This window comes from Pontiella agarivorans, assembly GCF_034531395.1.
GTDB classification, from domain to species: domain Bacteria; phylum Verrucomicrobiota; class Kiritimatiellia; order Kiritimatiellales; family Pontiellaceae; genus Pontiella; species Pontiella agarivorans.
The window spans coordinates 191728-216971 of sequence record NZ_JARVCO010000007.1 but is presented as its reverse complement, the minus strand read 5'-3'; the positions used below and the strand labels follow the sequence as shown (position 1 = coordinate 216971).

At 55.6% G+C, this 25244-nt stretch carries 21 protein-coding genes; 8 read left to right on the top strand and 13 right to left on the bottom strand.

Annotation, left to right across the window (positions count from 1 at the left end):
• Together P9H32_RS05850 and fdxA are read left to right on the top strand one after the other, a co-directional pair.
• Complete coding sequence (locus tag P9H32_RS05850) at positions 1–1317, top strand: tetratricopeptide repeat protein (RefSeq protein ID WP_322607948.1); 1317 nt, start codon at positions 1–3, stop codon at positions 1315–1317.
• Positions 1318–1511: 194 nt separating this feature from the next.
• On the top strand, positions 1512–1682 hold the full coding sequence (gene fdxA / locus P9H32_RS05845) for a 4Fe-4S ferredoxin (protein ID WP_322607947.1): 171 nt from the start codon (positions 1512–1514) through the stop codon (positions 1680–1682).
• A gap of 144 nt (positions 1683–1826) precedes the next feature.
• Here fdxA and P9H32_RS05840 read toward each other — a convergent pair whose 3' ends face one another.
• From P9H32_RS05840 to P9H32_RS05815, 6 genes are read right to left on the bottom strand one after another with little or no spacing between them, the layout of a single operon-like run.
• Positions 1827–3044 (bottom strand): tetratricopeptide repeat protein, encoded by a 1218-nt coding sequence (locus P9H32_RS05840; protein ID WP_322607946.1) that lies wholly within the window; start codon positions 3042–3044, stop codon positions 1827–1829.
• Positions 3041–3733 (bottom strand): energy transducer TonB, encoded by a 693-nt coding sequence (locus P9H32_RS05835; protein WP_322607945.1) that lies wholly within the window; start codon positions 3731–3733, stop codon positions 3041–3043. Before P9H32_RS05835 ends, P9H32_RS05840 begins: the two co-directional genes overlap by 4 nt.
• On the bottom strand, positions 3705–4106 hold the full coding sequence (locus tag P9H32_RS05830; RefSeq protein WP_322607944.1) for an ExbD/TolR family protein: 402 nt from the start codon (positions 4104–4106) through the stop codon (positions 3705–3707). Before P9H32_RS05830 ends, P9H32_RS05835 begins: the two co-directional genes overlap by 29 nt.
• On the bottom strand, positions 4103–4606 hold the full coding sequence (locus tag P9H32_RS05825) for a MotA/TolQ/ExbB proton channel family protein (protein WP_322607943.1): 504 nt from the start codon (positions 4604–4606) through the stop codon (positions 4103–4105). The genes P9H32_RS05830 and P9H32_RS05825 overlap by 4 nt, the downstream gene beginning before the upstream one ends.
• Positions 4606–5931: a MotA/TolQ/ExbB proton channel family protein gene (locus P9H32_RS05820; protein WP_322607942.1), complete on the bottom strand. Its 1326-nt coding sequence runs from the start codon at positions 5929–5931 to the stop codon at positions 4606–4608. Before P9H32_RS05820 ends, P9H32_RS05825 begins: the two co-directional genes overlap by 1 nt.
• A complete protein-coding gene (locus P9H32_RS05815; protein ID WP_322607941.1) occupies positions 5928–6671 on the bottom strand; it encodes a DUF3450 family protein in 744 nt (247 codons plus the stop codon). The genes P9H32_RS05820 and P9H32_RS05815 overlap by 4 nt, the downstream gene beginning before the upstream one ends.
• Positions 6672–6797: 126 nt before the next feature.
• Between P9H32_RS05815 and P9H32_RS05810 the strand changes: the two genes are divergently transcribed.
• Complete coding sequence (locus P9H32_RS05810) at positions 6798–8897, top strand: TonB-dependent receptor domain-containing protein (RefSeq protein ID WP_322607940.1); 2100 nt, start codon at positions 6798–6800, stop codon at positions 8895–8897.
• 9 nt (positions 8898–8906) lie between these two features.
• Positions 8907–9926: an aldo/keto reductase gene (locus P9H32_RS05805; protein WP_322607939.1), complete on the top strand. Its 1020-nt coding sequence runs from the start codon at positions 8907–8909 to the stop codon at positions 9924–9926.
• Positions 9927–9955: 29 nt separating this feature from the next.
• Here the strand turns inward: P9H32_RS05805 and P9H32_RS05800 are convergent, their stop codons facing one another.
• From P9H32_RS05800 to ilvA, 7 genes are all read right to left on the bottom strand, one after another.
• The gene (locus P9H32_RS05800) at positions 9956–12091 is read right to left on the bottom strand and encodes a hypothetical protein (RefSeq protein WP_322607938.1); all 2136 of its coding nucleotides are present in this window, start codon (positions 12089–12091) and stop codon (positions 9956–9958) included.
• A gap of 81 nt (positions 12092–12172) precedes the next feature.
• Positions 12173–12619 (bottom strand): hypothetical protein, encoded by a 447-nt coding sequence (locus P9H32_RS05795; protein ID WP_322607937.1) that lies wholly within the window; start codon positions 12617–12619, stop codon positions 12173–12175.
• A gap of 177 nt (positions 12620–12796) precedes the next feature.
• Positions 12797–14215: a sensor histidine kinase gene (locus tag P9H32_RS05790; protein WP_322607936.1), complete on the bottom strand. Its 1419-nt coding sequence runs from the start codon at positions 14213–14215 to the stop codon at positions 12797–12799.
• Between the two features lie 21 nt (positions 14216–14236).
• A complete protein-coding gene (locus P9H32_RS05785) occupies positions 14237–15328 on the bottom strand; it encodes a hypothetical protein (RefSeq protein WP_322607935.1) in 1092 nt (363 codons plus the stop codon).
• A complete protein-coding gene (locus tag P9H32_RS05780; RefSeq protein WP_322607934.1) occupies positions 15328–16737 on the bottom strand; it encodes a sigma-54-dependent transcriptional regulator in 1410 nt (469 codons plus the stop codon). The genes P9H32_RS05785 and P9H32_RS05780 overlap by 1 nt, the downstream gene beginning before the upstream one ends.
• A gap of 132 nt (positions 16738–16869) precedes the next feature.
• Positions 16870–17484: a DUF2202 domain-containing protein gene (locus P9H32_RS05775; RefSeq protein ID WP_322607933.1), complete on the bottom strand. Its 615-nt coding sequence runs from the start codon at positions 17482–17484 to the stop codon at positions 16870–16872.
• A 155-nt stretch (positions 17485–17639) separates the two neighbouring features.
• The gene (ilvA, locus tag P9H32_RS05770; RefSeq protein WP_322607932.1) at positions 17640–18842 is read right to left on the bottom strand and encodes a threonine ammonia-lyase; all 1203 of its coding nucleotides are present in this window, start codon (positions 18840–18842) and stop codon (positions 17640–17642) included.
• Between the two features lie 299 nt (positions 18843–19141).
• Between ilvA and P9H32_RS05765 the strand changes: the two genes are divergently transcribed.
• The 4 genes from P9H32_RS05765 (at position 19142) to P9H32_RS05750 (ending at position 25179) form a co-directional block, all read left to right on the top strand.
• Positions 19142–19747, top strand: coding sequence for a hypothetical protein (locus P9H32_RS05765; protein ID WP_322607931.1), 606 nt, complete (start codon positions 19142–19144; stop codon positions 19745–19747).
• 102 nt (positions 19748–19849) lie between these two features.
• Positions 19850–20611, top strand: coding sequence for a hypothetical protein (locus tag P9H32_RS05760; protein ID WP_322607930.1), 762 nt, complete (start codon positions 19850–19852; stop codon positions 20609–20611).
• A gap of 766 nt (positions 20612–21377) precedes the next feature.
• Positions 21378–24326 carry an efflux RND transporter permease subunit gene (locus P9H32_RS05755; protein ID WP_322607929.1) on the top strand — a complete coding sequence of 983 codons (2949 nt, stop codon included), beginning with the start codon at positions 21378–21380 and terminating at the stop codon, positions 24324–24326.
• Between the two features lie 70 nt (positions 24327–24396).
• Positions 24397–25179, top strand: a complete 783-nt coding sequence (locus P9H32_RS05750; RefSeq protein WP_322607928.1) for an outer membrane lipoprotein-sorting protein — start codon at positions 24397–24399, stop codon at positions 25177–25179.
• Positions 25180–25244 lie beyond the last annotated feature (65 nt).

The following is a 25244-nucleotide window of genomic DNA, read 5'->3' as shown; positions in this document are numbered from 1 at the left end:
ATGAAACCTTTGCTCTTCCTCCTTGTACTCTCATCCGCATTAAATGCTTTACCGCAGGTGCCGATTCCGGTTTCCAGCCTTTGGAAATCCGAAACATTCCGCAAACAATTCACCGCAAGTTACGGCATCGATGCCGCTGTTGAACCGCGTATTTCTCCGGAGGAAAAACAGATCCTTGATGCCGTAGCCGGAAAGATGCAGGAGGAAGACCGCAACGGGGCCATTCTTAAATTAAAAGAAAACATCCGACTTTCAGATAGTCCCGCATTGCAGTTTACCCTGGCCAATCTGCTGACGGAAGAAAACCGCACGGCCGAAGCCGTCCCGCACTTTGAAAAAGCCGTTTCGCTTTATCCCTCTTTTCGCGATGCCTATCGTAATCTGGCCCTGGCGCTCGTGCAGGAAGGCCGTACCCGTGAAGCAATGGAACCGCTGGTCCGCGCCATTGAACTGCGCGCCGCTGACGGTCTGACCTATGGACTGCTGGCCTATGTACACAGCGATGCCGGGCAGTATGCCTCCGCGCTGCAGGCCTATCGGCAGGCACAGCTGCTGATGCCCGATGAATGGCAGTGGAAACTCGGCGAAGCCAATACGCTGCTGGCCTTGGAAGCATATTCCGCCGCCGCAAAACACTTCGGCGAACTGATCGCCCGGCAGCCGGAAAATGAACAGCTATGGCTTGCACAGGCGGATGCTTTTCTGGCCGACGGAAAAATCGAGCAGGCTATTGCCAACCGCGAAATTGTTCGCGGCATGGATAAACTGAATCCCGATGAACGGCTGGTACTCGGGCACCTTTATCTTAGCATCGACCTGCCGAACCCGGCGCTGGATTGTTACCTCGAATCCATTGCCGATGTTGAACCGGCGGCGGCCATGGAGGCCCTTAACCGCCTCATCGCGGCCAGACAGTGGAAACAGGCCGAAACGCTGATCCCCGCAATGCCTGTCACAGGTCCGGAAGTAAAACGGGCCAAAGCCTTCATCCAGATTCAATCCGGAGAAATACCCGCCGGCATCCGGACATTGGAACACGTGGTTTCAAAAAATCCCCTGGATTTCGAAGCCCTGCTGATGCTGGGCAAGGCTTACCGACAGACCGGCCAATGGGAAAAATCGACCCTGATTCTGGAACAGGCGGCGCGGGGAAAAACCACCGAAATTGAAGCCCTGCTGATGCTCGGACAGGTCTTCGCCGAACAGGGTCGGTTCGACGACGCCATTCAGACGTTGGAAAAAGCCTACCGCCTTCAACCCAACCCGTCCGTTTCGGAATACATCGCCGCCATCCGCAGCCTGCAGCGGCACTCCTGAATGGAGTGCCGGGTTGATCTTGAGCCGGGACGTGCATGCACTGAAACCCGGTACGATGGCCTATTTCTCATTGATTTTTTCAGCATGCCTAATTTTGATACGCTGTTCAAATTTCGCGAAACCGCTGTTTTAACGTGCATCCCGTCAAGCCCATGCTACCTTCTGCGGCGTTAACTTTAACCAAGGAGCTTATCATGGCCTATGTTATTTCGGACGAGTGCACCAGCTGTGGTGCCTGCGAAGCAGGTTGCCCGGTGGAAGCCATCAGCGAAGGGGAAGGCAAATATGTAATCGATGCGGATACCTGCACCGATTGCGGCGCCTGCGAATCCACCTGCCCGATGGAAGCCATCTCTGCAGGCTAGTCTTTATCCAAAGACTGAATATGCGAAACCCCGCCTTCGAGCGGGGTTTTTCAGTATCTGGAGGGCGAGGCTCTGTCCGAGCCAACCGCCGCACAGCAGGCCTGCCGAACGTACATGTGGTTCGGACAGCGCCTCACCCTCCCATCAGTCCTGCGTTAATTTCAACAGCGCCAACGCGGTCGGATCAGCGGAATGCCGGCCCAGATAGACCTGAAGGGTATGGGCGGCCTCGTCCATACGCGCCTCACGGATCAGCCAGCGGGCATAATCGAGAGCCATGGCGGTTTTATATTCCGGATCCAGTGTCAGCCCCTGCATCAGCCACTTCTCAGCCAGCGGAGATTCAGCATCCACAGCCGCCCTTGCGGCCCAGCGCCAAAGCGAAGGATTCGGCTCCGGAAAATGCAACATGGCCGACAGGGCCTCATCCGCTTTTTCAAAATCATGGTTTTCAAGCGCCACCACCGCCACGACCCGCCAATAATCGGCATCGTCCGATGCGTCGGTTTTTTTCAACCATTGGAACGCCGTCTCAAAGTCCTCGGCCATCACTGCGGCCTGCACACAGTAGAGTGCAACGCTCTGATCCGGCGCATGCTGCATCAGCACACCGGCCTGAGCCAACGCTTCGCCATAATGTCCGGCGGCCAGCTGGGCCGACAGATGCATCCGCCGCATTTCCATATTTTCCGGATCGGCCAGCACCGCCGCTTCCAGCCGTGCCAGCTGTAAATCGCTCCGGTCTTTTGATCCCGCCGCACGGCTCTGCCACCACCGTATTTCCAACGGTTCTTTAATCAGCATAGCCTCTGTGGCACGCAACAGCGCCACATCATCTTCAGCTTCGACAGCCAGCCGGATATCCATTTCACGGATATAGCGGGAATCGGGAAAACGGATCAGGCCCCAACGCGTAATCTCCTGCACCAGACGCGTATCCCCGCTCTGCGATGCGAGACTCAGGTACGATTCCAGCGCCCCTTGATCGCAGTTGGAAAAATCAATATGTTTTCCGAACAGCTGTAAGGCCTCGCCATTTTTATTCCGCTCCATCAGACAGACCGCCAGCGCCAGACCGAACGATTGATCTGCATTACGTTTGTATGCCTCGCGCAGCGCCACTTCCGCTTCCGGCCATTTATCCTGCGCCATATACACCTGACCCAGCGCGTTATACCAAACCGCATTCTTTTCGCCCGCGAACGTGTTCAGCGCCGCAACCGCTTCGTCCCACTGTTCTTCATCCAGTGCAACCTGCACCTTTTCCAGCATTTCCCCAAGCTCCGGAGAAATCGTCGGGATATTTCCAAAGGTTGGAACAGCTAACATCAGGATTAAATACAATAGGTTTGGTTTCATCATCGTGCTCCCGGCGGAACCCATTCCAGCCGTATACGTTTCGTTACCGCCACCGGTTTCCCATCGGCCACGGCCGGCTGAAACCGGGCATAGCCTGCCCCTTTGAGGGCGGCTTTATCAAAAATTCCGCGCGGCTCCGAAGAAATAAGCCGCGCTCCCGTCACCTTTCCGCTTTCAGAAATATCGAATTCAATGACCGATACCCCCCTGATGCGCCGGACGCGCGCGGCACTGGGGTAAAACCGGTCAAAGACCGACCGGTTCAGCATGCTGGCCTCCCGGTCAAGGTTTACGCGCCCCCCCGTCTCAGCCGCAATCACATAGTTTCCAAGGTCTGGAGAAAAATGTCCGGGCACTGGAAGTGCGGAAAGATCGACCTCCAGCGGCGCATGCATATCAAAAGGAATATCAGAAACCGGCGGCCGGGCGGGCACATCCGCCGCGGAAGGCAGAACCGGTTTCCAGGCACTGGAAGAGGCTCCGGCCGAAACCTGTGTTTGAGGCTGCGGTTCCGGCGGAGGCGGCTCTTCAAAAACGGATGCCGTATAAACCGGTTCACTGACCGCCTCCGGTTTCGTCTGCTGAATAATCGAACCGAGCAGCAGCAGGTTCATCGCCAGACTGAATACCACCGCAATCGGCCAGCGTATCCAGGAGGTTTCCCTATTCAGTTGCAGCTGCAAGGTCGACATGCGTGGCCCCCGCCTCCCGGCTGACATCCATTGCGTGCATCAGATCGGCCGTACTCGTCCGGCCGTCTGCATGAAGAACCACATGGTCGGTCCCCTTCTTCGCCAATTGCTGCGCAATGGCCGCCTGGGCAAAATGACCAACCAGCTCGCTCCCGACATAAATATCACCGCGGCGATCCACCGCGACATGTACCGCATGATCCTGAACACGCTTCGCCTGCGTGCTTGCCGGCGGATCCAGCTCCACCACCGATTCTTCGGTCATGCGCGCCGTCACCAAAGTGAAAATCAGCAGCAGAAACACCATATCGATCATGGGGCCCATATCGATGGAGGCGACGTCCTTGTTTCGGGAACGGACCCGGCGTCTCATGATTCCGTCTCCAGCAGAAATTCATTCACCAACTGACGGCCGCGATCATAGAGCAGGTCGGAACGACGGCTCCACAGGCGATGGAAAAACATACCGGGAATGGCGAGCACCAACGCATACTGCGTAGTCAGCAGCGCCTTATCAATCCCCCCTTCCATTCCACCGGTCTGCGCCTGATAGGCGCTCATCAGACCACTGACGGTGCCGAGCAGGCCGAGCATAATCAGCACCTGCACGAGACCGGCAATAAACGTCGTTCCGGCCGTCAGCCTTTTCTTTTCGCGGGTCAGCAGATCCTCCAGAGCATCCCCGCGCTTCCAATCCCGGTAAACGGTGTTCAGCTGATCGTTCCAGGCCTGTTTCCGTCGACTGCTTTTCCAATAGGGAGACAGTGCCTCGCACCCTCGTTCAAACAGCAGAACAAACAGAAGCAGACCCAGGGCACCGATGATATAGAGCCAGGGACCGCCGGCTTTAAACCAGGAAAGCACCGTTCCCATCACTGGTTCTCCCCCCCGCTCTGCTCAGCAATTACGGCCATCATGGCATGACCCGCCTGTTCCAGCCGGATCACCCGGCGGTCAATCAACCGATTGAATGAAGCATGCAGCAGCAGCAAAGGAACCGCAACCACCAGCCCGACCTGCGTCGTAATCAGTGCTTCCGAAATACCCTGCGAAAGCGCATCGCCGCCGGCATCGAGCCCCAGCGATTTAAACGTCTGAATCATGCCGGTCACCGTACCCAGCAGCCCCAGCAGCGGCGCAATGGCGGCACACGCGGCAATCATGGTCATCGAGCGCTCCAGCCGCGGCACTTCTTCAAGAATCGCATTTTCAATACAGGCTTCCATTTTATCGCTCGCCATGCCGCGGGCCTGAATCCCTTCATGTAAAACCCGCTGCAGCGGCGTGGCCTGTCTTTCAACCAGTTCGTGCACCTTTTTCCAATCGCTGCTTCTGGCTGCACCGATTACGGCATCCAGCAGCTCCGGCGGACTGCGGTGCCGGAAAGTATTCACCAGCCGCTCGCCCACCAGCACAAAACCGAACAGGCCCACCGCAATGATCGGATAAAGGAAAATGCCGCCGGCCGACAGATAGTGCTGCAGAAAACTTTTCTGCGGCGGAGCTGAAGCCAGCCGCCCGCTGACATCGATCGGGATCATGCCGCTGCCCACGTTTTCCGGGGCAATACCGACCAGATAAGCACGGCCGTCCGGAGTACGTTCAACCAGCCCCCGCTGCAGCGGGCCCGCGCCCAGCGCCACCGTCTGAACCGCTCCGATCTCCAGCACCGGAACGGTCGCGGCTTTACCCGCATGATCCAGCAGTTCCACCTCGTGCCGATGCAGTGCCGCCCGTTCCCGCATTGCATCCAGTTCATCCTGAATCCCCTGCTTCAACGCACGATGTATTTCACTCCACGACTGATCCGGCATCACCGGCACTCGGGCCGCAATCAACAGTTCCCGCAGCAGCTGCTGATCCTTCACCGACGCCAGCGAATTGCGCAGTTTCAGTTCCTTGAATTCCTCTTCCGCCCGCACACGCTCCAGTTCGGCTTCCGACGCCGCCGTCTTTGCCGCTTCCAGCGCCGCATAAGCCTTCCGGATCTTTTCCTGCAATGCCGCATGCTCCTCCTGAATATCCCGCCGCAACGCAGCCAGTTCTTCAGAAGCCGCCGATTCCTTTTCCTTCGCCTTATCCAATAAACCGGAGGCATCCTGTGCCACCGCATGCAGGGCTAACCACGAAGCCGCGAAGAATACAAGGCCCTTCCCGCTTCCCGCTTCAGGTTTCCAATTGCCAATTTCCCGTTTCACTTTTCCACCCCCTGAAACGGAAGATAAATCCAGTGCGGGGCGCGCCGGCCTTCGATAATCTGAAAGGCTTTACGCAGTTCCGCCTGTGCAGTTCCGGACATTGGAAATTCAATAAGCTCAACCGCTTCACCCTCATGAGTCGGCGGAACAAGAAATCCGGCACGGCCGGTATTCTGATCCAGCCACCAGCCCAGCGAAGTCCCCACCAAAAGAGCTTTCACTTTCACCGCCTCGTTATTGAGCAGCCCAACGGTAACCCGGACTTCAATCCGCTGCATGGCATCTTCGACGGCTTTCCAGCGCGACATGGTCTGCTGCCACTGTTCCTTCAATTCACCATAGGCTTTCTCTCTGGCAGGCACGGTACCGGGAATAGACGCTGCGGCAATTTCATCCAGCGTTTTATGAATGTCGCTCATCAGATCCATGCACGCCTGCTGCACCATGGCCCCCGTTTCCTGATTACGCCGAAGTTCAGCCGAAGCCGCTTTATACTGAGCCGCCTGTTGGCGATCGGCTTCAGCCGCGGCTTCGGTTTGTCTGGCCACCGATTCAAGGCCGGCCAGCAGCGTTTCCATTTTCGCCCTGTTCTCCTGCCAGGCCTGATACTCGGCATCCTTTACACTGCGCAGGCGGTTGGCCTCAGCCAGATGAGTCTCCACCTGTTTGTGCAACGGCACCTCTTCGGCATTCACTCCGGTAATCAGAGCCCATAAAATTATGACTGAATATCTACTCATTTTCTCAGACCGCCCCTTCAAGACGAATAAATGAACAACGTATCAAATACCGTTTAAAAACCAATGTGTTTCACGGTTTCAAATATATAAATTGATTATACCCGTAATCATTTGTAATATATTTAAATGAAAACAGCATATGCCCTGCCTCTGGCCGTTTACCTGTGCCTCCCTGTATGGGGAGACCTCACCAATTCCCTGCCATACCATCCGCTGGAAACCATCGTGGTTCACGGGCAGTCGATCCGTCCGACGGCTTATGATCTGACTCAGGCGGAACTGCTGGATGATGCCCGGAATCTTGATGCCGGTCATACCGCAAAAACGATTCCCGGAATTTCAGTGTCATGCGCATCGGTTGATGCGCCGGAACCTTCCATCCGCGGACTCGGCTGGGAGCGGGTGACCACGCAGCTTGATTTTCTTCCGATCTATGGAAGCTGCCCCGCGCGCATGGATCCGCCCACCGTTTATCTCACACCGGAAGCCATTGAAAATCTCATCATCGTCAAAGGAATGCCCTCCGTAACCTACGGTCCCGGCGGAACCGGCGGACGCATCATGGCGCGTACCGTAACCGACCCGGCACAGCCGGCCCTCAACGGGGCATCGGCTCATGCTTCGGCCACCTATAACGGCGGACGCGACGGCTTCTCCGCCCGCGCCGGCGGAAAGGTCGGTGACGGAACCGTTGAAGCCGGAATCTCGGCCAACACCATTGATTTCGGCGACTATGAATCCGGATCCGGCCAAACCGTTCCCGGCGAAAACCGCTCCTACGGTGCCGGTGCAACCCTGCGCTGGACACCCGATGCAGACAACGGATACTGGTTCAACTGGAGCGGACACCATATCAGCCACCTCGACTACCCGGCACTTCCAATGGATGCCACCGATGTGGATTCAAATACAATAACCTTCGGTTCCCGCCATCAGGCCAACCGCGATAGCTTCCAGGCTCTGGAATGGCAGGCCGGATTTTCCGACATTGATCACACCATGGACAACAGCCGGAAACCGAATCGCGGTATAATGGAAGCGAAAGCGGTTACTGAATCGCAGACTTTCGGCGGACGAATCGCCACCGAATGGAACTTCAGCCCGGATACGGACTGGATCATCGGCACAGACGGACACTATTTAACCCGCGATGCCCTGCGCGAACGTTATATGGTCGCCCCCGGAACAACCTTCTACGATCCCATCTGGCCGGATGCTGCACAGGGACAGCTCGGTCTCTTTGCCGAACGTACTGCCGTATTTTCAAATGACCAGCGGCTGCGGCTGGGCCTTCGTTTTGACGGCGTTGACAGTGCCATCGGCAAAGGCAGCGAACCGCTCGATCCCCCGCTCGCAGCCTTCGGAACCGTCAATGATGCCTACGCCTATTTTTACGGGGAAGATGCCCGGGATACAGACCGGACCGAATTTCTGGTTTCCGGAAACGCCCTGTGGGAAATACCGCAGACGGACCATCTTCAGTGGTTCCTCGGAGCCGGTGCGGTGCAGCGTGCCGCCAGCGTTACCGAGCGCTACTATTCGTTTGCGCCGGCGCCCGGCGGCTACCTCATCGGCAATCCCGACCTCGATCCCGAAACCAAATTTGAATTCAATATCGGCGGGTATTTTTTCAACGAACACGTTGAACTCAGCGCACAGCTTTTCACCTCCTGTGTCCGGGACTATATTCTCGAAACCGGTATCGCTTCGGAAGACGTCAACGGCGATCTGACCCCGGATCTCATCCGCGGTTTTGTAAATACCGATGCCGTCCTTGCCGGGGGCGAAATCGACGGAACCATTCTGCTTTCCGATCATTGGAGCATTCCGTTTTCCGCCGCCTATGTCCGCGGTCGCGATGTTTCGGAACACAAAAACCTTCCGCTGATCCCGCCGCTCAACGGCCATTTGGGCGTGCGCTGGGAATGGGATAAATCGGTCCATCCCTGGGCGGAAGCCATGCTGCGCATGGCCGCAAAACAGGACCGGATCGATTCGCGTTATCCCGAAACCGAAACCCCCGGATATCAGGTGGTTGATCTGCGCGGCGGTATACAATTGCCCGGCGGCTGCAACCTCGAAGCCGGTATTGAAAACCTGTTCGATCAGGACTATACCGAACACCTCAGCCGCGAAACCGTCCTTCCCGCCGGCGACCTGGCCGCCGGTGAAAAAGTTCCAATGCCTGGAAGATTCTTCTATGCCTCGGTTTACTGGACGCTGTAAAAGATAAACATGAAAAGACGTGAATTGCTTCAGCAGATGGCCGTTGCCGGAACGGTGCTGGCTCCCCCGGCAGCCATGACCGGAACCTCGCACCCCGACCCCGCTGGCACCGTGCTGCCAACCCGCAGGCTGGGGAAAACCGGAGGACCGGTCACCTGTCTCGGACTCGGCGGATACCACATCGGCTGGCCGGACGATGAATCGGTCGCCCAGGCGACCATTGAAAAAGCGCTTGAGGTCGGCATCCGTTTTTTTGACACCGCTGAAAGTTACGGCAAAGGGCGCAGCGAAGAACGGTATGGCAAATATTTAATCCCACGTTATCGCGACCACATATTCCTGATGACCAAAACCGGTGCACGAGATGCCCAAACGGCCCGCGAACATCTCGAAGGTTCGCTGCGCCGCCTCAAAACCGACCATATTGATCTCTGGCAACTTCATTCTCTGGATGACCCGGCAGACGCCGATGCACGACTTCAGGCCGGTGTTCTTGAAGTCGCAATCAAAGCGAAAGAAGAAGGTAAAATCCGCCATATCGGATTTACCGGACACGCATCACCCTATGCCCATATCCGGATGACCCAGCACAGGGAGGTTCTGGAAAACTGCGCCACCTGTCAGTTTCCGATCAACCCGGTGGATGCCGCGTCACATCACAGCTTTATTGAACACACCCTGCCGGCTCTTCAGAAAAATAATTTTGGTATACTCGCGATGAAGACACTGGCCGACGGCCGCTTTTTCGGCCGCAAAATGATGAACGGAAAAACAACGTGGACCCTCAATGAACCGGTTGTTCCCGATGTGCTATCCATCGAAGAGTGCATTCACTTTGCCCTCTCGCTTCCTGTCAGTGTGCTGATTACCGGAGCGGAAAACCCGCAGCTGGTCGAAGAGAAGGCTTCCATGGTCCGGAACTTTTCCCGCCTTTCCGAAGAACAGCGTCTGGCTCTTGCAAACAAAGTCGCGGCATTTGCCGAAGCCGGTAAAGTCGAATACTATAAGAACGATGATCTCCGCACCTGATCAGTAAATTCGGCCCGGCTGAAAGTGTCTCAGGGGATGAGTTCGGTGGTGTAGAATTCAACCGGCGGAGCGTTGGAGGCATCGCGGGAGCGAATGGCATAGAGCGTACCGGAAGCGTCATACAGTTCGAGGGTACCGTTCAGATTGGTCCAGCCGGCATCGGCCAGGTTGGTGCAGGAGTTAAATGTGAAAAGCTGATCGGGTTGGCCGCCGAACAGCACCACTTCGTAAACACTTTGCACCCCGTTCGTATCTGCCGTCGCGGAGTAGCTGTAATCCAGAATTTCAACCGGCGTTGTTTCAGCCTCAACCTGGTTGCGCAGAATAACCCCCTCAACCCCGGCAAGAATCAGCTGTCCGCCATAGGCCTGCGCCGCAAAAAGAGACTTGCCGGTCGGCACATATACCGGACTCCATGCGGCCGGATCGGTACTCGTGAGCAAGGTGCCCTGATACCCGCTGACATACCACCGGCCGTTCAGATACGTGACATCCGTCAGCCATTTAGAAGTTCCCGAAGATCGGGACGTCCAGTCCTGCCCGTCGGGGCTGGTCATGATCAGGCCGTTTTCCCCGAGCGCAACAAACCGGTCTTCCAGCCATCGGACGCGGTAGATCCAATCCGACGTTCCGCTGGATACCGCCGTCCAGACCGTGCCGTCGGCGGATCCCTTGAGCAGAGTACCGCCGGCACCCACCGCCACGCACGAGGCCGGACCGATGGCGATCCCGGAAAGAAAGGAGCTGACCGGTGTTGCACGCAAGGTCCAGTTCGTACCGTCTGCGCTCGAATAGAGTTCCCCACTGCCGCCGCAAACCAGAAACAGCCCCTCAGCGGCATCGACACCCTGGAGGGATTCCGCGGTGAACGCCGGCAGATTGCTCCAGACCACGCCGAACCCTTCAACCGCCATGTTCGTTACCGTTCCCGCATCATTGGTGACGGCAACCTCAATCGGGCCCGCTTCGCTGACGAGCAGGTTTCCCTCATTCCCGACCGCCACCAGCAGATTGGATGTTCCTCCCACCCCCAGCAGGACCGTATTCGTTGCCGGAAGCGGCACAGCTTCGCTGGTCCATAGAATCCCGTCGAGGCTGGTTTGTATGTTTGCCAGGTCGCCGACTGCGACGCGCAGGCCGCGGCACACCGTCATATCCCAGATCCAGGCATGGGAGGAACTTGAAGGAGAAAGGGTCCAGGCCGTGGAGGTCTCGCCCTGCGAAACGCCGCCCTCCACCAGCAGGCCCGTGCGACCGCCCGCCCGCCAGGCATTGCCTTTGCCGTACGCTGAAAGATAGGTCCAGTCCGGGGCCCCGTTCGTGGAGAGTGCGGTCTGGTCAACCCAGCTGGATCCGCCGTTCGAACTCAGCAGTACTTCCTGATCGCCCACCACCAGCAGTCCGGAGTTATTCAGGGCAATGTCGTACAGGTCGTTGGTGGTTCCGCTGTCCAGTGCCGTCCAGACAGCTCCGTCGGGGCTCTGCAGCAGCACCCCGCTGTTCCCGACCGCGTAAAAAGTGCCGCCGGATGAATCCTCGAGATAGCGCACCCGGTTCAGATGCTCCGCAGTTCCGCCGGTCTGACTGTTCCAGGTTCCGGCCGCCGTATTCGATTTAAGAACCGTGCCGTTTTCACCCACCGCCACAAAAGCATTGCCGCCGAAAGCCACCCCGCGCAGCCATTCATCGGTTCCGGAATCCGATGCCGTCCACTGCATGCCGTCAAGACTGGTATAAACGGCACCGTAATCGCCGACCGCGACAGCCCGTGTGCCGGAAGCACAAACGCCCTCGAACCAGTCCGCCGAATCGTCCGGGGAGAGTTCCGAGGTCTGAAAATCCGAACCGTCATCCGACCAGAGAATCAGACCGCTTTCGCCGGTCACAAGGATGCGTCCGTCCAGCACGGCGGTACTGCGCAGGTACTCATCCCGCCCGGTATTCACCGGCGCCCATCGGCCATCGGGCTGCAGCACATGAATGGCACCGCCGTCCCCGACCTGCACCTCCGCCGTCATATCCAGAATATTGTTTCCGTGCGGTGCCGGATTTGACCAGCGCCAGCGTTCGGCACGGGGTACCGCCGAAAATGCAGGGAACATCAGACCGACCAGACCCAAAAGGAAAACCCTCCGGAACTTCAAACTGTCAACTCCACCCTTCATGCCGATCCCCGTCCGTTCTTTAAATCCGACAGCCTCCGGCAGGGCACCCACCCTTCCGGAGGCTGAAATTTATTCAAACCCCTATTCGCCGCGGCGTTTTTTGGCCTGCTCCTGGGCTTCTTCCATCAGTTCCTGATGATCCGGCAGGCATTCACGCATTTCGCGCAGGCGCTCACGAAGCTGTTCACGATCGCACGCCCGGTCTTTCAGCTGTTCCTTGAGCTGCTCGCGAAGCTGTTCACGTTCTTCATCCGTGCAGTTGGCCATTTCCTCTTTGCATGTCTGCAGCTGGTTCTGATACTGCTGACGGGCCTGAGTCATGTCCTGAACGCAGTCCTTCACTTCATCCGGAACCCCATCCAGCTTACACTCTTTTTCCAGACTCGGGTCGGAGGTATTCAACTGATCCTTCACCTGCTGTTTATCCTGAGACGAAGTCCCGCTGCCGGTACCATCGCCCGGTCCATTGCCTGCAACCACGCTTCCTGCAAGTGCCAGAACGGCCAATGTTGTAATCCATGCTTTCATTTTCCTGCTCCTTATTCTCTCGACGGCCCTATGCCTGCCTCACCCTATTGCAGACACTGTGCCAGCGGCCGGAAAGGCGAAAACCCCTTGTTTTTCAACCATTCGCGGCCGGCGAATAAGGAATTCCGGGTGGGCACACCCAACCCCCGGGGACGAAATCCGGGCGCATACGCCCGGTTAAAGATCGGTTTCCATACAGACCGTCATCGGGAGTTCCAGCAGAAACACCGACCCCGCCTCGGTCGAATCCTCCAGCACCAGCCGGGCATCGAGGTAGTCCGCAATCTGTTTGGAGATGGCCAGCCCGATCCCGCTCCCGCCCTCGCGCGAAGATTTTCCCGGCAGGAAAAGGCGCTCCTGCACAACCCCGGGAATCCCGCTACCGGTATCCTCGACGCGAAACCGCAACCAATCATCCAGTCGCGAAACCTTCAGTGCCACGGTGCCGTTCCGCCCGGAGGCTTCGATGGAATTTTCGAGCAGATTCACCAGAATCAGCCCCAGCAGATTGGCCACCCGCCCCGAGAGCGCGCAGCGGCCGTCCGCCGAAAACACCAGCTCAACATCCCGCTTCTCCGCGGCCCCTTTCACCCGGCTGAGCACGTCCTCGCCAAGCTCCGGCACGGTCAGTTCATAGGCCGGGTCACCCTTGGCATCACTCAACACCTGCACCGTGTGTTCCACCAGCGTCTGCATACGCCTCGATGCGCTCAGCGCATCCTCTAGATCATCGCGGTCAATATCGTGATCGTCCGCATGCTGCCCGGCAATAAACTCCGACAGGCTCGCCAGCGGATTCCGCAACCCGTGCATCAGGTGCGAGGATATGGCACCAACCGCGGAAACGCGCGCCGCGAGCGCCAGCTCATCATTGGCCCGCTGCAGCCGCTCACTGCGCTGAGCCAGTTCCCGGGTCAGCTTCTGCGAACGGCTGAACGCCGGCCACAGCATGGCAACCAACAGAGATCCGGAGATCGCGAAAGTAATCAAACCGATCTGGCAAAGCCGGCGGTCCAATCGCATAAACTCATCCGCCATACTGTGCCCTTCAATAATAAACTGGGCCGCTCCGTTCAGCTCCCGGGTTTCCCGCGCATGCAGTGGAACGGTTACCAGCACAACCGGAATGCGGCTGATCCGGCCCTTGGAAAACTGCGGGAGATAAATAAAGATGTCATCCATCGACATCGAAGCAACAAACCGACTGTGCGGTTCAAGCTGCCGGATGGCCGACAAGGCATCCGCGCCGAGGGGATGCGGCATTACCGTGGCCGGAAACGTGTCGCTGAATCCGCCCTCGGGATTAAAAAACCGGATCCCCATCACCCCGCGGAGCCGGGATGAACGTACCGCAGCATCAAAGCTCATCTGTTCCGCCGGGCGCGGATCTTCATCCATTTCGGAAAAATCGAGCTGCTCCATCAGGGTCGTTGCATACAGCGCATCGCCATCCCGCTGTACAATCTGTTCACGCACCAGTCGGCGCATAATCAGCAGCCCCGATAAAATGGTGGCCAGCAGAATGATCAGGGCAATCCCCACCCCCAGCACAAAATTCCGCCGGGTCTTCGGACTATACTTTTCCCAGCCTGTCATCTGATCCCTCATGCCCACCGCTCACATTGAAACCATGAAACCGGTATGCGCGGTCCATGTGTTGTATTCATCCAACGGGTCATTACTGAAATTCCACGCATGCTCCGCTTCCGCAAACAGGGAAATATGCTCCCCGAACCGCCGTTCGATACGCAGATCCGCCGAAACATATGAACGTTCACGCCGCGCACCGGAAACCTGCTGAACCTTATAGAAATACCATCCGAACCGAACGTTGCTTTTCACCCGCCACAGCTCGTTATCCCAGCGCAGCTGTTCCCGCAGCAGCAGGCGGTCATAATCAAAGTAGCCCGAACCGTTGTCGCGATTCATCATCCCGCTCCATTTGGCCAGACTGCGCCAGTGCCGGTCCGCATCAAAATAGTGCCGCCACTCTCCCTGCAACTCGTGCTGAAAATACAGAAGATCCGTTCCGGGAAGCGCCAGTCCGTCACCATCAAACTGTTCGCGGGTATCATAATCGCGCTGCATATACCGGAACCCGGCCGACAGTTCCGAACGGTGGCCGTATTTGCGCGTCAGCAGAAAGCGCCCCCCCGTTTCGCGGTAATCATCCAGTGCCACTTCATAGATCTGCCGGGAAACCGAAAATTCAAACCGATGGCTCCATGTATCGCTGAATTCATGATCCCAATAAGGCCGCACAGAAAGCGAATGCCCGAGCACCAGCAGCCGCCGCCGGTCCACCTGAGTTTCCGAAGCATCATAAATCTGATGCAGATACAGATACATCACCTCCGCACCCAGCCGGTCATCCGTTCCGGCCGGAACCGCACCATTGAACAGTGCCGAAATCATCTGCTCATAATTCACGGACGGCGCATCGGAATAGCGCGTATCTTCGCCGAAAAGATAAAACAGCAGATACGACCCCGTCTCTGAAAACCGCATCATGCTGGCATCCACCGCCGTGCGGATAAATGCGCTGCTTTCATCCGTCACGCTCGACTGCAGCATATTGTTTTTATATCCCGCCGAAACAGCCGCTTCGCCCTCGAGGTCCCATTCGACGGCCGCAGGTTCCGCGAGGATCGATACAGCAGAAAGCAGGCCGATCATCCCGGCCGCCCCGTATACGAGACGGCCTTCCATTACACCTTTTCCTTTCGGTCTCCGTGCAGGCGGTAGCGGATAAAGTCCCGCGTCACCCCCAGCATGCGAGCCGCAGCCGAGGTGTTCCCATTGGTTTTCTTCAGCGCCAGCTGCACCAGGCGGTTGATGGCGTCCTCCAGCACAAACTCCTCTTTGCCGAAATCATAATTCGGGTTCAGCCAATCCATCGGGTCCAGTGCCGAGGCCCCGTTTCCAACCAGTGGAAGCCGGGAAAAGTCCAGCGCGGCCGCATCTTCAAAAACCAGTTCACGTTCCAGCTCATGGGCCAGTTCACGAACATTACCCGGCCAGCCGTATGCCCGCAGCCGCCGCTTGCCCTCCTCCGCAATCTGACGTTGCGGAATGCGGTGCCGAATACAGAGACGCTCCAGAATCTGCTCCGCCAGATTCAGGATATCCTCCCCCCGCTCCCGCAGTGCAGGCAGGTTGAGCCGGAACAGATCCAGACGGTGCAGCAGGTCCTCGCGAAACTCGCCCGATTCCACCGACTCGCGCAGATCGCAGTTCGTTGCGGCAATCACACGCACATCCACATCAATCCCCTTTGTGCCGCCAATGCGCCGGATCGTCCGGTCCTCAATCGCCGTCAGCACCTTGGCCTGTACCGCCGGCGATAAACTTGGAATTTCATCCAGAAACAGCGTACCGCCGTGGGCCGCTTCAAACAGGCCCTGCCGCGTGGCCCGGGCATCGGTATACGCCCCCTTTTCGCAGCCGAACAACTCCGACTCCGCCAGCGTATCCGGCAGGGCGGAACAGTTGACCTCAATCATCGGCTGGTCGGAACGTGAACCATGATGGTGCAGCCACCGTGCAATGCTCGATTTCCCCGATCCGGTTTCCCCTGTAATGAGGATCGGCGGCAGATGGTTGACCAGCCGCAGGTCTGCCGCGATAATTTTCTGCATCTGCTGATACAGCGGATTCAGCGACTCGCCGAAAAAGAACCCTGCACCCTCATCCGCCTCGCGCTCATGCTCGGTCACCCGTTCCCGCTGGCGGGTACCCCGTGCACGCTCCATCACCAGCGGAAGCAGTTCGGGATCAAACGGCTTCACCAGATAGTCCAGCGCCCCGAGCTGCATCGCTTCAACTGCACCTTCCACCCCGCCCTGCGCGGTCATCACCAGCACGCCGGTTGAATCCGGAATTTCCCGCTTGCGCATCAGGTCCAGCCCCACCCCGTCGGGTAGATGAATATCGAGCATGATAAAGTCGAACTCCATTTCCGTCAGCAGTTCGCGGGCAACCGTAAGCGATTCCGCTTCCGTGGTATCAGCACCCAGTTTACGCAGATACGAGGAAATCCTGCGCCGCAGGATGCCCTCGTCATCCACCACCAACACCCCCAGACCGCTCAGTGAAAGCTCATCTCTACTCATGTGCATAACGTATAGCCCAATCTCCGCCGAAAGAAGCGATATTCCGTATAGATATATGCGGATTTAAAAAAAGAAAAATCCGGCCGCTGAAAGGAGAAAATCAAACCGCGGCCGGAACCTCCTCCCGGGTCCGGGTGCTCAACGCCCCAGAATGTCGTCGACCTCAGTCTGGGAAATCCACTGCGCTTCGTACGCTGCGCCGGTGATGGCCTCGATATTCCGCACAAAGGCCCGGAGATGGTTTTCAGAACCGGCCAGCAGGTTGCCATACACATTCAGAATGTCGGTTTTGTCCGTACGCCCCATTGCATCAACAATATCCTCCATATCGACTTCCTCGATCAAGGCACCGACATAAAGAGCTTCGAGCTCGGATCCCAACCCGGCCACCACCAGCGACTCAGAAAGTTCCTGCAGCTCCGGATCGGCAAAATGGCCGAAATCCAGAGCAGGATCAGCGAGTCCGTATTTATTGATCAGCCCAAGCACGGCATCCATGTGCTTCTGCTCAGAAGCGGAGATACGGTCAAACACACCGGTCCCCCACTCAGCAAAAAGCGAGATGTAGACATCGCGCGCCAGTTTTTCCTCTTCGCGCATGAAGAGCAAATCCGCGATTTCCGCTTCCGCGATCACGGCAACAGTCTGTCCGCCTCTTCCTTTTCCTCTTCCTTTTCCGGCCAGAGCCGGTTGCAGCATCCAACCGGCGGTTATACTGCCCAGTACGAGCACCAGGAATAATTTAGGTGTCATGGTCTGCCTCCTTGGTTTTTACCTGAAGACATACCCGCATGCACCGTGCCATCGCCGGAACCCTGAAAAACCGTGGGTTTCTCCTCATCCCCCACGTTACAGCGGGCGCTGGCGCCCAGTGCAGACCGCCCCGCTGGGCACGTTCACCAAAAAGGCTAATAGATCCGGTCGACCTGATAACCGTGCTGTTCGAGCGCACCGAGAATGGAGCCGACGTGGGCATGGCCGTTCGTTTCCACCGTCACTTCCAGCTGCACCTCTTTCAGGCGGTCGAGCGACTTAAACTGGTTATGATCAAGCTTAATGATATTGGCATTTTCATCCGAAAGAATGTTTGAAACCGCCAGCAGCTGGCCCGGCTCATCGGGCAGATTAACCGAAAAACAACAGATGCGGCCGCGTCGCACCAGACCGTTATCAATCATGGCCGACATCGTTACCACATCGATATTTCCGCCGCTCACCACCGGCACCACATTCCAGCCTTTGGAACCCAGCTCATGCAGCGCCGCCAGTGCCAGCACCCCCGAATTTTCCGCCACCAGTTTATGGCGTTCCAGCAGCAGGAGAAACGATTCCATCAGTCCGGTGTCCGGAACCGTAATAATGTCGTCCACCAGATCCCGGATAATTTCAAAGGTCTTCACCCCCGGATTTTTCACCGCCACGCCATCGGCAATCGTATCCACTTTTTTCATGGGAACAATGCGCCCGGCTTCGAGCGATTTCTTCATCGCACACGCCCCCTCCGGTTCCACGCCGATCACCTTGACCTCCGGCCGCAATGCCTTCACCGCCGTCGCAATTCCGGCAATCAGTCCCCCACCGCCGATCGGCACCAGAATCGCATCCACATGTTCCAGATCCTGGAGAATTTCCAGTCCGATTGTCCCCTGACCGGCCATCACCTCTTCATCATCGAACGGATGAATGAAAACATGGCCTTTTTCTTTTTCCAGGCGCCGCGCTTCGGCATACGCCTCGTCATAAAAATCGCCCGCCAGAACAACCGAAGCTCCATATCGCCGCGTCGCCTCGATTTTAATCAGCGGCGTATTTTTCGGCATCACAATCGTCGCCTTCACCCCCAGCTTCTGCGCCGCCAGAGCCACGCCCTGCGCATGGTTTCCGGCCGATGAAGAAATCACACCGCACGCCTTTTCCGCATCGTTCAGATTCGCCATTTTAAAATAGGCCCCGCGTAACTTGAATGCTCCGGTCAGCTGCAGGTTTTCCGGTTTCAGATAAACCTGATTTCCCGACTCCTCGCTGAACACCGGACTGTGAATCAGCTCGGTATGCAGCACCACATTCTCCAGGGTGTTTGCCGCATCTTTAATTCTATCAATGGTTAACATGCAATCTCTCCATAATCCGTGACGCATCGTTTGTCATTCAGATCATCCTGCCGGGATTCAGCATAAATTACAAACCCCGCGCTCCCCTTCCCCGCGCCCCATCCCGCCAGCAGGGCCACAGCCGACCGATTTTTCCATTCAATCGGTTTTTTAAAAAAATATAAATTCTATATAGAAACAATTAATTTTATTCTTTATAAAAAATGGCTCGCAACCCGATCATATCGGAGATTACGGACCCCCATATAACACCCTGAATTACGGTTGTCCGTCTAACACACTGTTAGCAGGATAAATATATGAAACGATTCACAGCAATACTCATACTCATCTGCATATCCTCCAATTCTTTCGCTCTATTTGGGATGGAGAAAAAATATCAACACGATGCAGATATTTATCGACTTAATCATATGAAATATTATGGAGAGTTGATTGAGGAATATCACAAAAAGACTGGTAAATATCCGTTGCAAGGAGAAAGCAAAACCCAGCATTACGTACTGATTGCGGCTCCACACCAACAAAAATATGCGAAGGGAACTCCTGAACAATTCGATGTTACAGATGTTGAGAAATTCCGAAGCGTTTTGGAGAAAGGGTTAGAGCGGAAAGTAGATTTTAAATTCGATCCCCAGAAGGTTCCTAATGGAGCACCAAATTTTTATATTTACATGATCGAAGGAGACTCATTCTTTTTTGCTGTTCATTTAAACCGTGAACGCTCTTTTACCAACCCTTTAGGCAAGAATTATCACAAACTTGAAATCACAAATGAGACACCAAACAGACGTGGATTGTGGAAACACAAGGATTTACTAAAAAACGAAGATTTTCAAAAAGCAGCCTCAGAAGAACCATACAAAAGAGGTTGGATGGATCAACTGGAAGAAAAATACAAATAACTGCTAACCAGCGAGTAGCCCCTTACTTGGACAACGCCCGTTTTGAAGGCAATGTATAATTCCCAAGCGGGTTATGAGTAACGCTCGAATTAAGGAAGCCAAATGAAAATTACAATTGCACTTATAAGTCTACCCTTACTTTTTCAATTAGGAACAGCAGCAGCACAGCTCACTCAGCTATGGGAATCTGACTTGAGTGATATACCCACTAATGGATTGCCGTTTGATGGAGAAATCGTTGATATCGCAGAATTCCCTTCAGGGGAAACTGCACTAATCAGCTTACCAACGTATACAAATATTCACATTATTGTCTTAGATGATAATGGAGATTATTTAGCGCAATCCGACATTGAAACCACGCAACGAATTTATGATGACATTGCAATCCGTTCGAATCACTCAATCGATAAATTCCTAGTCATATACTCCTTTTCAGAAGGGGGTAGCGATGTCCTGCTCTGCTCAGTAAGTAACTCGACAATTATAAGCGAATCAATTGGTGAAACATCAGACTACTCCAAATATGATGCACCTTACAGAGGTGGAATTTTTAATGCTCACAGTGTGTTTGATAACATAGCGACGTTCTACGACTACTCGCATACAAACACCACACTTATAAAATACTCTCTAAATGCAGATTCACCCCAATTAGCCGGAGGAGTTATATCGGGTCAGCAGCAATCGAATTTTGTAATTTCATGGGATTCTATAAGTGGCGAGCAGTATCAAATCCAATCTTCTTCTGATCTCAATACATGGATCGATGTTGGCCTCCCAATTAGCGGAAATGACTCAAGACTTCGCTGGACGAATTCAATAGAGACTAACACTTATTTCTACCGTGTTATAATAAAGTGATTCGAACCAGCCATAGCATCTACTTGGCCAACGCCAGTTGATTAGGTAACGTTTATTTCCCAAGCGGGTCATGAGAGAAAAGGTGTCAGTCCTGAATGGCACTAAGTTAAGAACATATGAATGTGCTTCAACTTAGAGCATGCAGACGAGCCGTCTGCGGTACTGGTTTGTATCGCAGGCCGCCGGCCTGCCCCGTAAAGAGGATGATTTACATTTAACTTCATGCCATTCGTGTCAGGCCTGAATGGCACGAAGTTTAGATCATTTGAATAGGCTTTCCCTCTAAAAGTGCAGGCGAGCCGCCTTGCGGTACGATTGCCGTGTCGCCCGCTTCCAGCAGGCCCCGAAGCCACCTAAACGGCGGGGTACAGGTTTGTATCGCAGGCCGCCGGCCTGCCCTGTAAAGAGGATGATTTACATTTAACTTCGTGCCATTCGTGTCAGGCCTATTTTTCGCTTCTCTCTTTTTTACGCTTTCCAGGGCCTTTCCTCTCAGCAGAAATCCGCAGGAGGCGTACCGGGTTGAAAATTCTTCCTCATCGCTGCGGCCGGGTGAGATCACAACCTCCGGCCGAGAACCGTCCCTTTCCCAAGCCCCATTCAATCCATATATAATGAAATTTTAATATTATTATACATTGACTCATTAAAATATCTGAATATGTTTATTCCCGTGCTCCCCGACCGCCGGGGAGCCGAAATAAATAGACTTTAATTGCGGGTTAATTTATACGGGTTTATAAAAGACTGCATCGAGAGGTTAGAAATGAAACGCTTGAAAATGACATCGCTCAGCATCCGCTTTCCCTGGATCATCCTGCTGGTCGTCACGGCCGTCACCCTCTTTTTCGGGGCGCAGTTCCCGAAGGTGAGCTTTGACAACGATCCGGAAAACATGCTGGCGGAGGATGAACACATCCGCGTGTTCCACAACGAGGTCAAAGCACGCTACAACCTCTACGATTTCGTCATCGTCGGCATCGTGAACGAGGAGCATGAGGACGGCATTTTTAATGTGGAGACGCTGGGCAGAATTGATGCCCTCACCCGCGAACTGATCAGCCTGCACCGGAATGCCGACGGCCAGCCGGAAGTGATCCGCAACGGCGAGCCCTATGCCCCGGCGCTTGAATCGGACAGTGCCTGGGAGCGCGGGCTGGCGGGCGTATTCGGGAACGATGTCAACCGCCTCTTCACCGAGGACGGCTCCTCGGCCATCATTGCGCCGGAAATCATCAGTCCGAGTGTGGTGGATAACATCAAGCAGGCCGACCGCGGTCAGCTGGCCATCGAATACCTGATGGAAGTGCCGCCGACCACCCGCGCGGAAGCGCTCTCCATCAAACGCGACGCGATGAACAACCCGCTCTATAAAGACACGCTGGTTTCCGCCGACGGCAAAGCGATTGCCCTCTATATTCCGATTCAGGAAAAGACCTATTCCTACAACGTCGCCAACCTGATTGAAAAACTGACGGCCGGCTGGGACAACGCCGACCAGGTCTACATTACCGGCCAGCCCGTGGCGCAGGATACCTTCGGCGTGGAAATGCTGGTGCAGATGGCCACCTCCGCCCCGATGGCCGGCCTGGCGATTTTCCTGCTGCTGCTTTTCTTCTTCCGCCGCATTTCCCTGATTATTGCGCCGATGATCGTCGCCGTCGTGAGCGTTGTGGCCACCATGGGCCTGCTGATCGGGCTGGGCTACGACGTGCACATCATGAGCTCCATGATTGCCATCTTTCTGATGCCGATCGCCGTGGCCGATTCCGTGCACATTCTCAGCGAATTTTTCGACACCTATCATAAGTTCCACAACAAGGCGGACACGATCCGCCACGTCATCGGGCATCTCTTCATGCCGATGCTGTACACCTCGCTGACCACCATCGCCGGGTTTGCCTCGCTGGGCACCACCCCGATCCCGCCGGTACAGGTGTTCGGCCTGCACGTCGCGTTCGGTGTGGCCCTCGCCTGGCTGCTGACCATGACTTTTGTTCCCGCCTACATTATGCTGTTTGTACGATCGAAATCCCTGGAAGCGGTGTGCCACGTACAGGACCAGGACAGCTGCGATGTTTCGCCCTCGCGGCTTAACCGCACCCTCCACGGACTGGGCCGGTTTTCCTTCCTGCGCTGGAAGCTGATTCTGTCCGCAACCTTGCTTCTGCTCGTGGTTTCCGTCATCGGCATATCCAGAATCACTGTGAACGACAACCCGGTCAAATGGTTCACCCGGAACCACCGGATCCGCGTGGCCGACCGCGTGATGAACGACCACTTCGGCGGCACATACACCGCCTACCTCACGCTCAAACCGGCGCAGGTGCTGGCCGCAACGTGCGATGAACGGATTGAAACAATGAAAGCCGATGCCGAAGCCCGTTTTGCCGAGGCGCTGCCGAAAGCCTATGCCGAATTTGAATCCATCCTGTCCACCGCGGAATTTAAACAGGATGAGGAACGCTGCTTTGTTGACCTCGTTCAAAAAGCCGAAGCGCTGGACCGGAAAACATCCGGAGTCTGGAACGACCTCGCCGACGAAATTATTTATCTCGATCCCGAAGGCCTCACAAAAGAAAAACTGGTTGAAGCCATCCGTAAGGCCGGCGACAAAGCATCTGTAAATCACCTCATCCAGTATCTGTCGGATCAGGGTGAGCTGGCTGGAGCTGAACTGCAGAATGCCGCACTGAATTTCTGCGACCGTTTTCTGGAACTCTCCTTCACCGACTTCCTTTACGAAGCGCGCGCCACAGCCAATGCCCCGGCTTTTAAGCGCCCGGAAATCCTGGCCTATGTCGAGCACCTGCAGGATTATATGAAAACGGTTCCAGGCATTGGAAAATCAAGTTCGGCGGTAGACTCGCTCAAGAAGGCGAACTATGAACTGAACTACATGGCCGAGGCCTCCGCTGAGCAGAACCAACAGTTTAATTCCATCCCGCCGAATCCCTCCGCCGCCGCGCAGGTCTTCATCCAGCTCGAGGGCATGAAGAAAAAGGACAGTCTGTTTCATCTGGTCACCAAGGATTACAACGAGGTGAATATCTGGATTCAGCTCAAGAGCGGCGACAATACCGACATGGTCGCCGTCGTGGACGACATCGAAAACTGGATGTCCGAAAATCCCGCACCGGTTCAACTCGAAACCGGCTGGGCGGGACTCACCTATCTCAACGTCGTATGGCAGGACAAGATGGTGGCCGGCATGATGAATGCGCTGCTCAGCTCCTTCGTGGTGGTCCTCATCATGATGATGGTGCTGTTCCGCTCGCCGCTCTTCGGGCTGCTGGCCATGCTGCCGCTGACCGTAACCATCACCTTCATCTACGGGCTGATCGGCTGGGTCGGCAAGGATTACGACATGCCGGTGGCGGTGCTCTCTTCGCTGACCCTCGGCCTCAGCGTCGACTTTGCCATCCACTTTCTGCAGCGCTCGCGCGAGCTGACCGGAAAAGCCGGCAACTGGAAAGACGCGGTCGGCCAGATGTTCGAGGAACCGGCCATGGCCATCAGCCGCAACGCCATCATAATTTCGATCGGCTTTACGCCGCTGCTGTTTGCACCGCTGGTGCCCTACAAAACGGTCGGGTTCTTTCTCGCCACCATCATGGCCGTTTCCTGGCTCGCCACCCTCTTTATTCTGGCCGCTTTAATCTCCGGCCTGCAGAAATGGTTATTTAAGAATAAGGAAACCACTGATTCGTACTGATCTTCACGAATAGTGAATCTGATAAGTGTCGATGAGTAGAAATCAGTGGTTCGTAAATCGGAGAATAAAAATGAAAAAGTTAATTACAGCAATTACCGCAGTTACACTGGCCCTCGGTGCCTATGCTGAAATGAGCGTGAACGATATCGTCAACAAAGCCAACGAAGCGTCCTACTATGCCGGGAACGACGGCAAGGCCGATGTTGAGATGAAGATCATCGACAAGTCCGGCTCCACCCGCACCCGCGAATTCACCCTGCTGCGCATGAATGTGAAGGACGGCAACCAGAAGTTTTATGTCTACTTCAAACAACCGGCCGATCTCTATAAGCAGGTCTTCCTCGTCTGGAAGGAAACCGGCGAAGGTAAAAATGATTCGCGTTGGATGTGGCTCCCCGCCCTCAATCTGAAACGCGAAATTGCGCCGGGCGATAAACGCACGTCGTTTGTCGGCTCCGACTTTGTCTATGAAGATGTTTCCGGCCGCAACCTGAGCGAAGATACCCATGAACTGATCGAAACCACTGATACGCAGTATATCATCAAGAACGTGCCGAAGGATCCGGACAGCGTGGAGTTTTCCTACTACACCATGAAGATCGACAAGGATACTTTCCTGCCGCGGCACGCGGAATATTACGATAAAACCGGCAAGCTCTACCGCACCGTCGAGGCCACGAAAGTGGAAACGATCCAGGGCTATCCGACCGTCATCGAATCCGTCGTCTCCGATCTGAATACGGGCGGCAAAACGGTCAACACCTTCTCCGACATCAACTATGACATCGGCCTGAAGGAAAACATCTTCACCGAACGCTTCCTGAGAAGACCGCCGAGGGAAGTAACGCGCTAACGTCGTAGACGAAGCTTCCAGCTTCGTCATGCACGCAAAGCCAGGCACACCCAACGAAGCGGGAA

Coding starts and splice junctions, on each gene's coding strand:
- P9H32_RS05785 (WP_322607935.1), bottom strand. CDS start 15,328: ATGGAAGGCCGTCTCGTATACGGGGCGGCCGGGATGATCGGCCTGCTT.
- P9H32_RS05805 (WP_322607939.1), top strand. CDS start 8,907: ATGAAAAGACGTGAATTGCTTCAGCAGATGGCCGTTGCCGGAACGGTG.
- P9H32_RS05810 (WP_322607940.1), top strand. CDS start 6,798: ATGAAAACAGCATATGCCCTGCCTCTGGCCGTTTACCTGTGCCTCCCT.
- ilvA (WP_322607932.1), bottom strand. CDS start 18,842: ATGTTAACCATTGATAGAATTAAAGATGCGGCAAACACCCTGGAGAAT.
- P9H32_RS05830 (WP_322607944.1), bottom strand. CDS start 4,106: ATGAGACGCCGGGTCCGTTCCCGAAACAAGGACGTCGCCTCCATCGAT.
- P9H32_RS05815 (WP_322607941.1), bottom strand. CDS start 6,671: ATGAGTAGATATTCAGTCATAATTTTATGGGCTCTGATTACCGGAGTG.
- P9H32_RS05840 (WP_322607946.1), bottom strand. CDS start 3,044: ATGATGAAACCAAACCTATTGTATTTAATCCTGATGTTAGCTGTTCCA.
- P9H32_RS05835 (WP_322607945.1), bottom strand. CDS start 3,733: ATGTCGACCTTGCAGCTGCAACTGAATAGGGAAACCTCCTGGATACGC.
- P9H32_RS05850 (WP_322607948.1), top strand. CDS start 1: ATGAAACCTTTGCTCTTCCTCCTTGTACTCTCATCCGCATTAAATGCT.
- P9H32_RS05760 (WP_322607930.1), top strand. CDS start 19,850: ATGAAAATTACAATTGCACTTATAAGTCTACCCTTACTTTTTCAATTA.
- P9H32_RS05825 (WP_322607943.1), bottom strand. CDS start 4,606: ATGGGAACGGTGCTTTCCTGGTTTAAAGCCGGCGGTCCCTGGCTCTAT.
- P9H32_RS05780 (WP_322607934.1), bottom strand. CDS start 16,737: ATGCACATGAGTAGAGATGAGCTTTCACTGAGCGGTCTGGGGGTGTTG.
- P9H32_RS05795 (WP_322607937.1), bottom strand. CDS start 12,619: ATGAAAGCATGGATTACAACATTGGCCGTTCTGGCACTTGCAGGAAGC.
- P9H32_RS05755 (WP_322607929.1), top strand. CDS start 21,378: ATGAAACGCTTGAAAATGACATCGCTCAGCATCCGCTTTCCCTGGATC.
- P9H32_RS05790 (WP_322607936.1), bottom strand. CDS start 14,215: ATGACAGGCTGGGAAAAGTATAGTCCGAAGACCCGGCGGAATTTTGTG.
- fdxA (WP_322607947.1), top strand. CDS start 1,512: ATGGCCTATGTTATTTCGGACGAGTGCACCAGCTGTGGTGCCTGCGAA.
- P9H32_RS05800 (WP_322607938.1), bottom strand. CDS start 12,091: ATGAAGGGTGGAGTTGACAGTTTGAAGTTCCGGAGGGTTTTCCTTTTG.
- P9H32_RS05765 (WP_322607931.1), top strand. CDS start 19,142: ATGAAACGATTCACAGCAATACTCATACTCATCTGCATATCCTCCAAT.
- P9H32_RS05775 (WP_322607933.1), bottom strand. CDS start 17,484: ATGACACCTAAATTATTCCTGGTGCTCGTACTGGGCAGTATAACCGCC.
- P9H32_RS05750 (WP_322607928.1), top strand. CDS start 24,397: ATGAAAAAGTTAATTACAGCAATTACCGCAGTTACACTGGCCCTCGGT.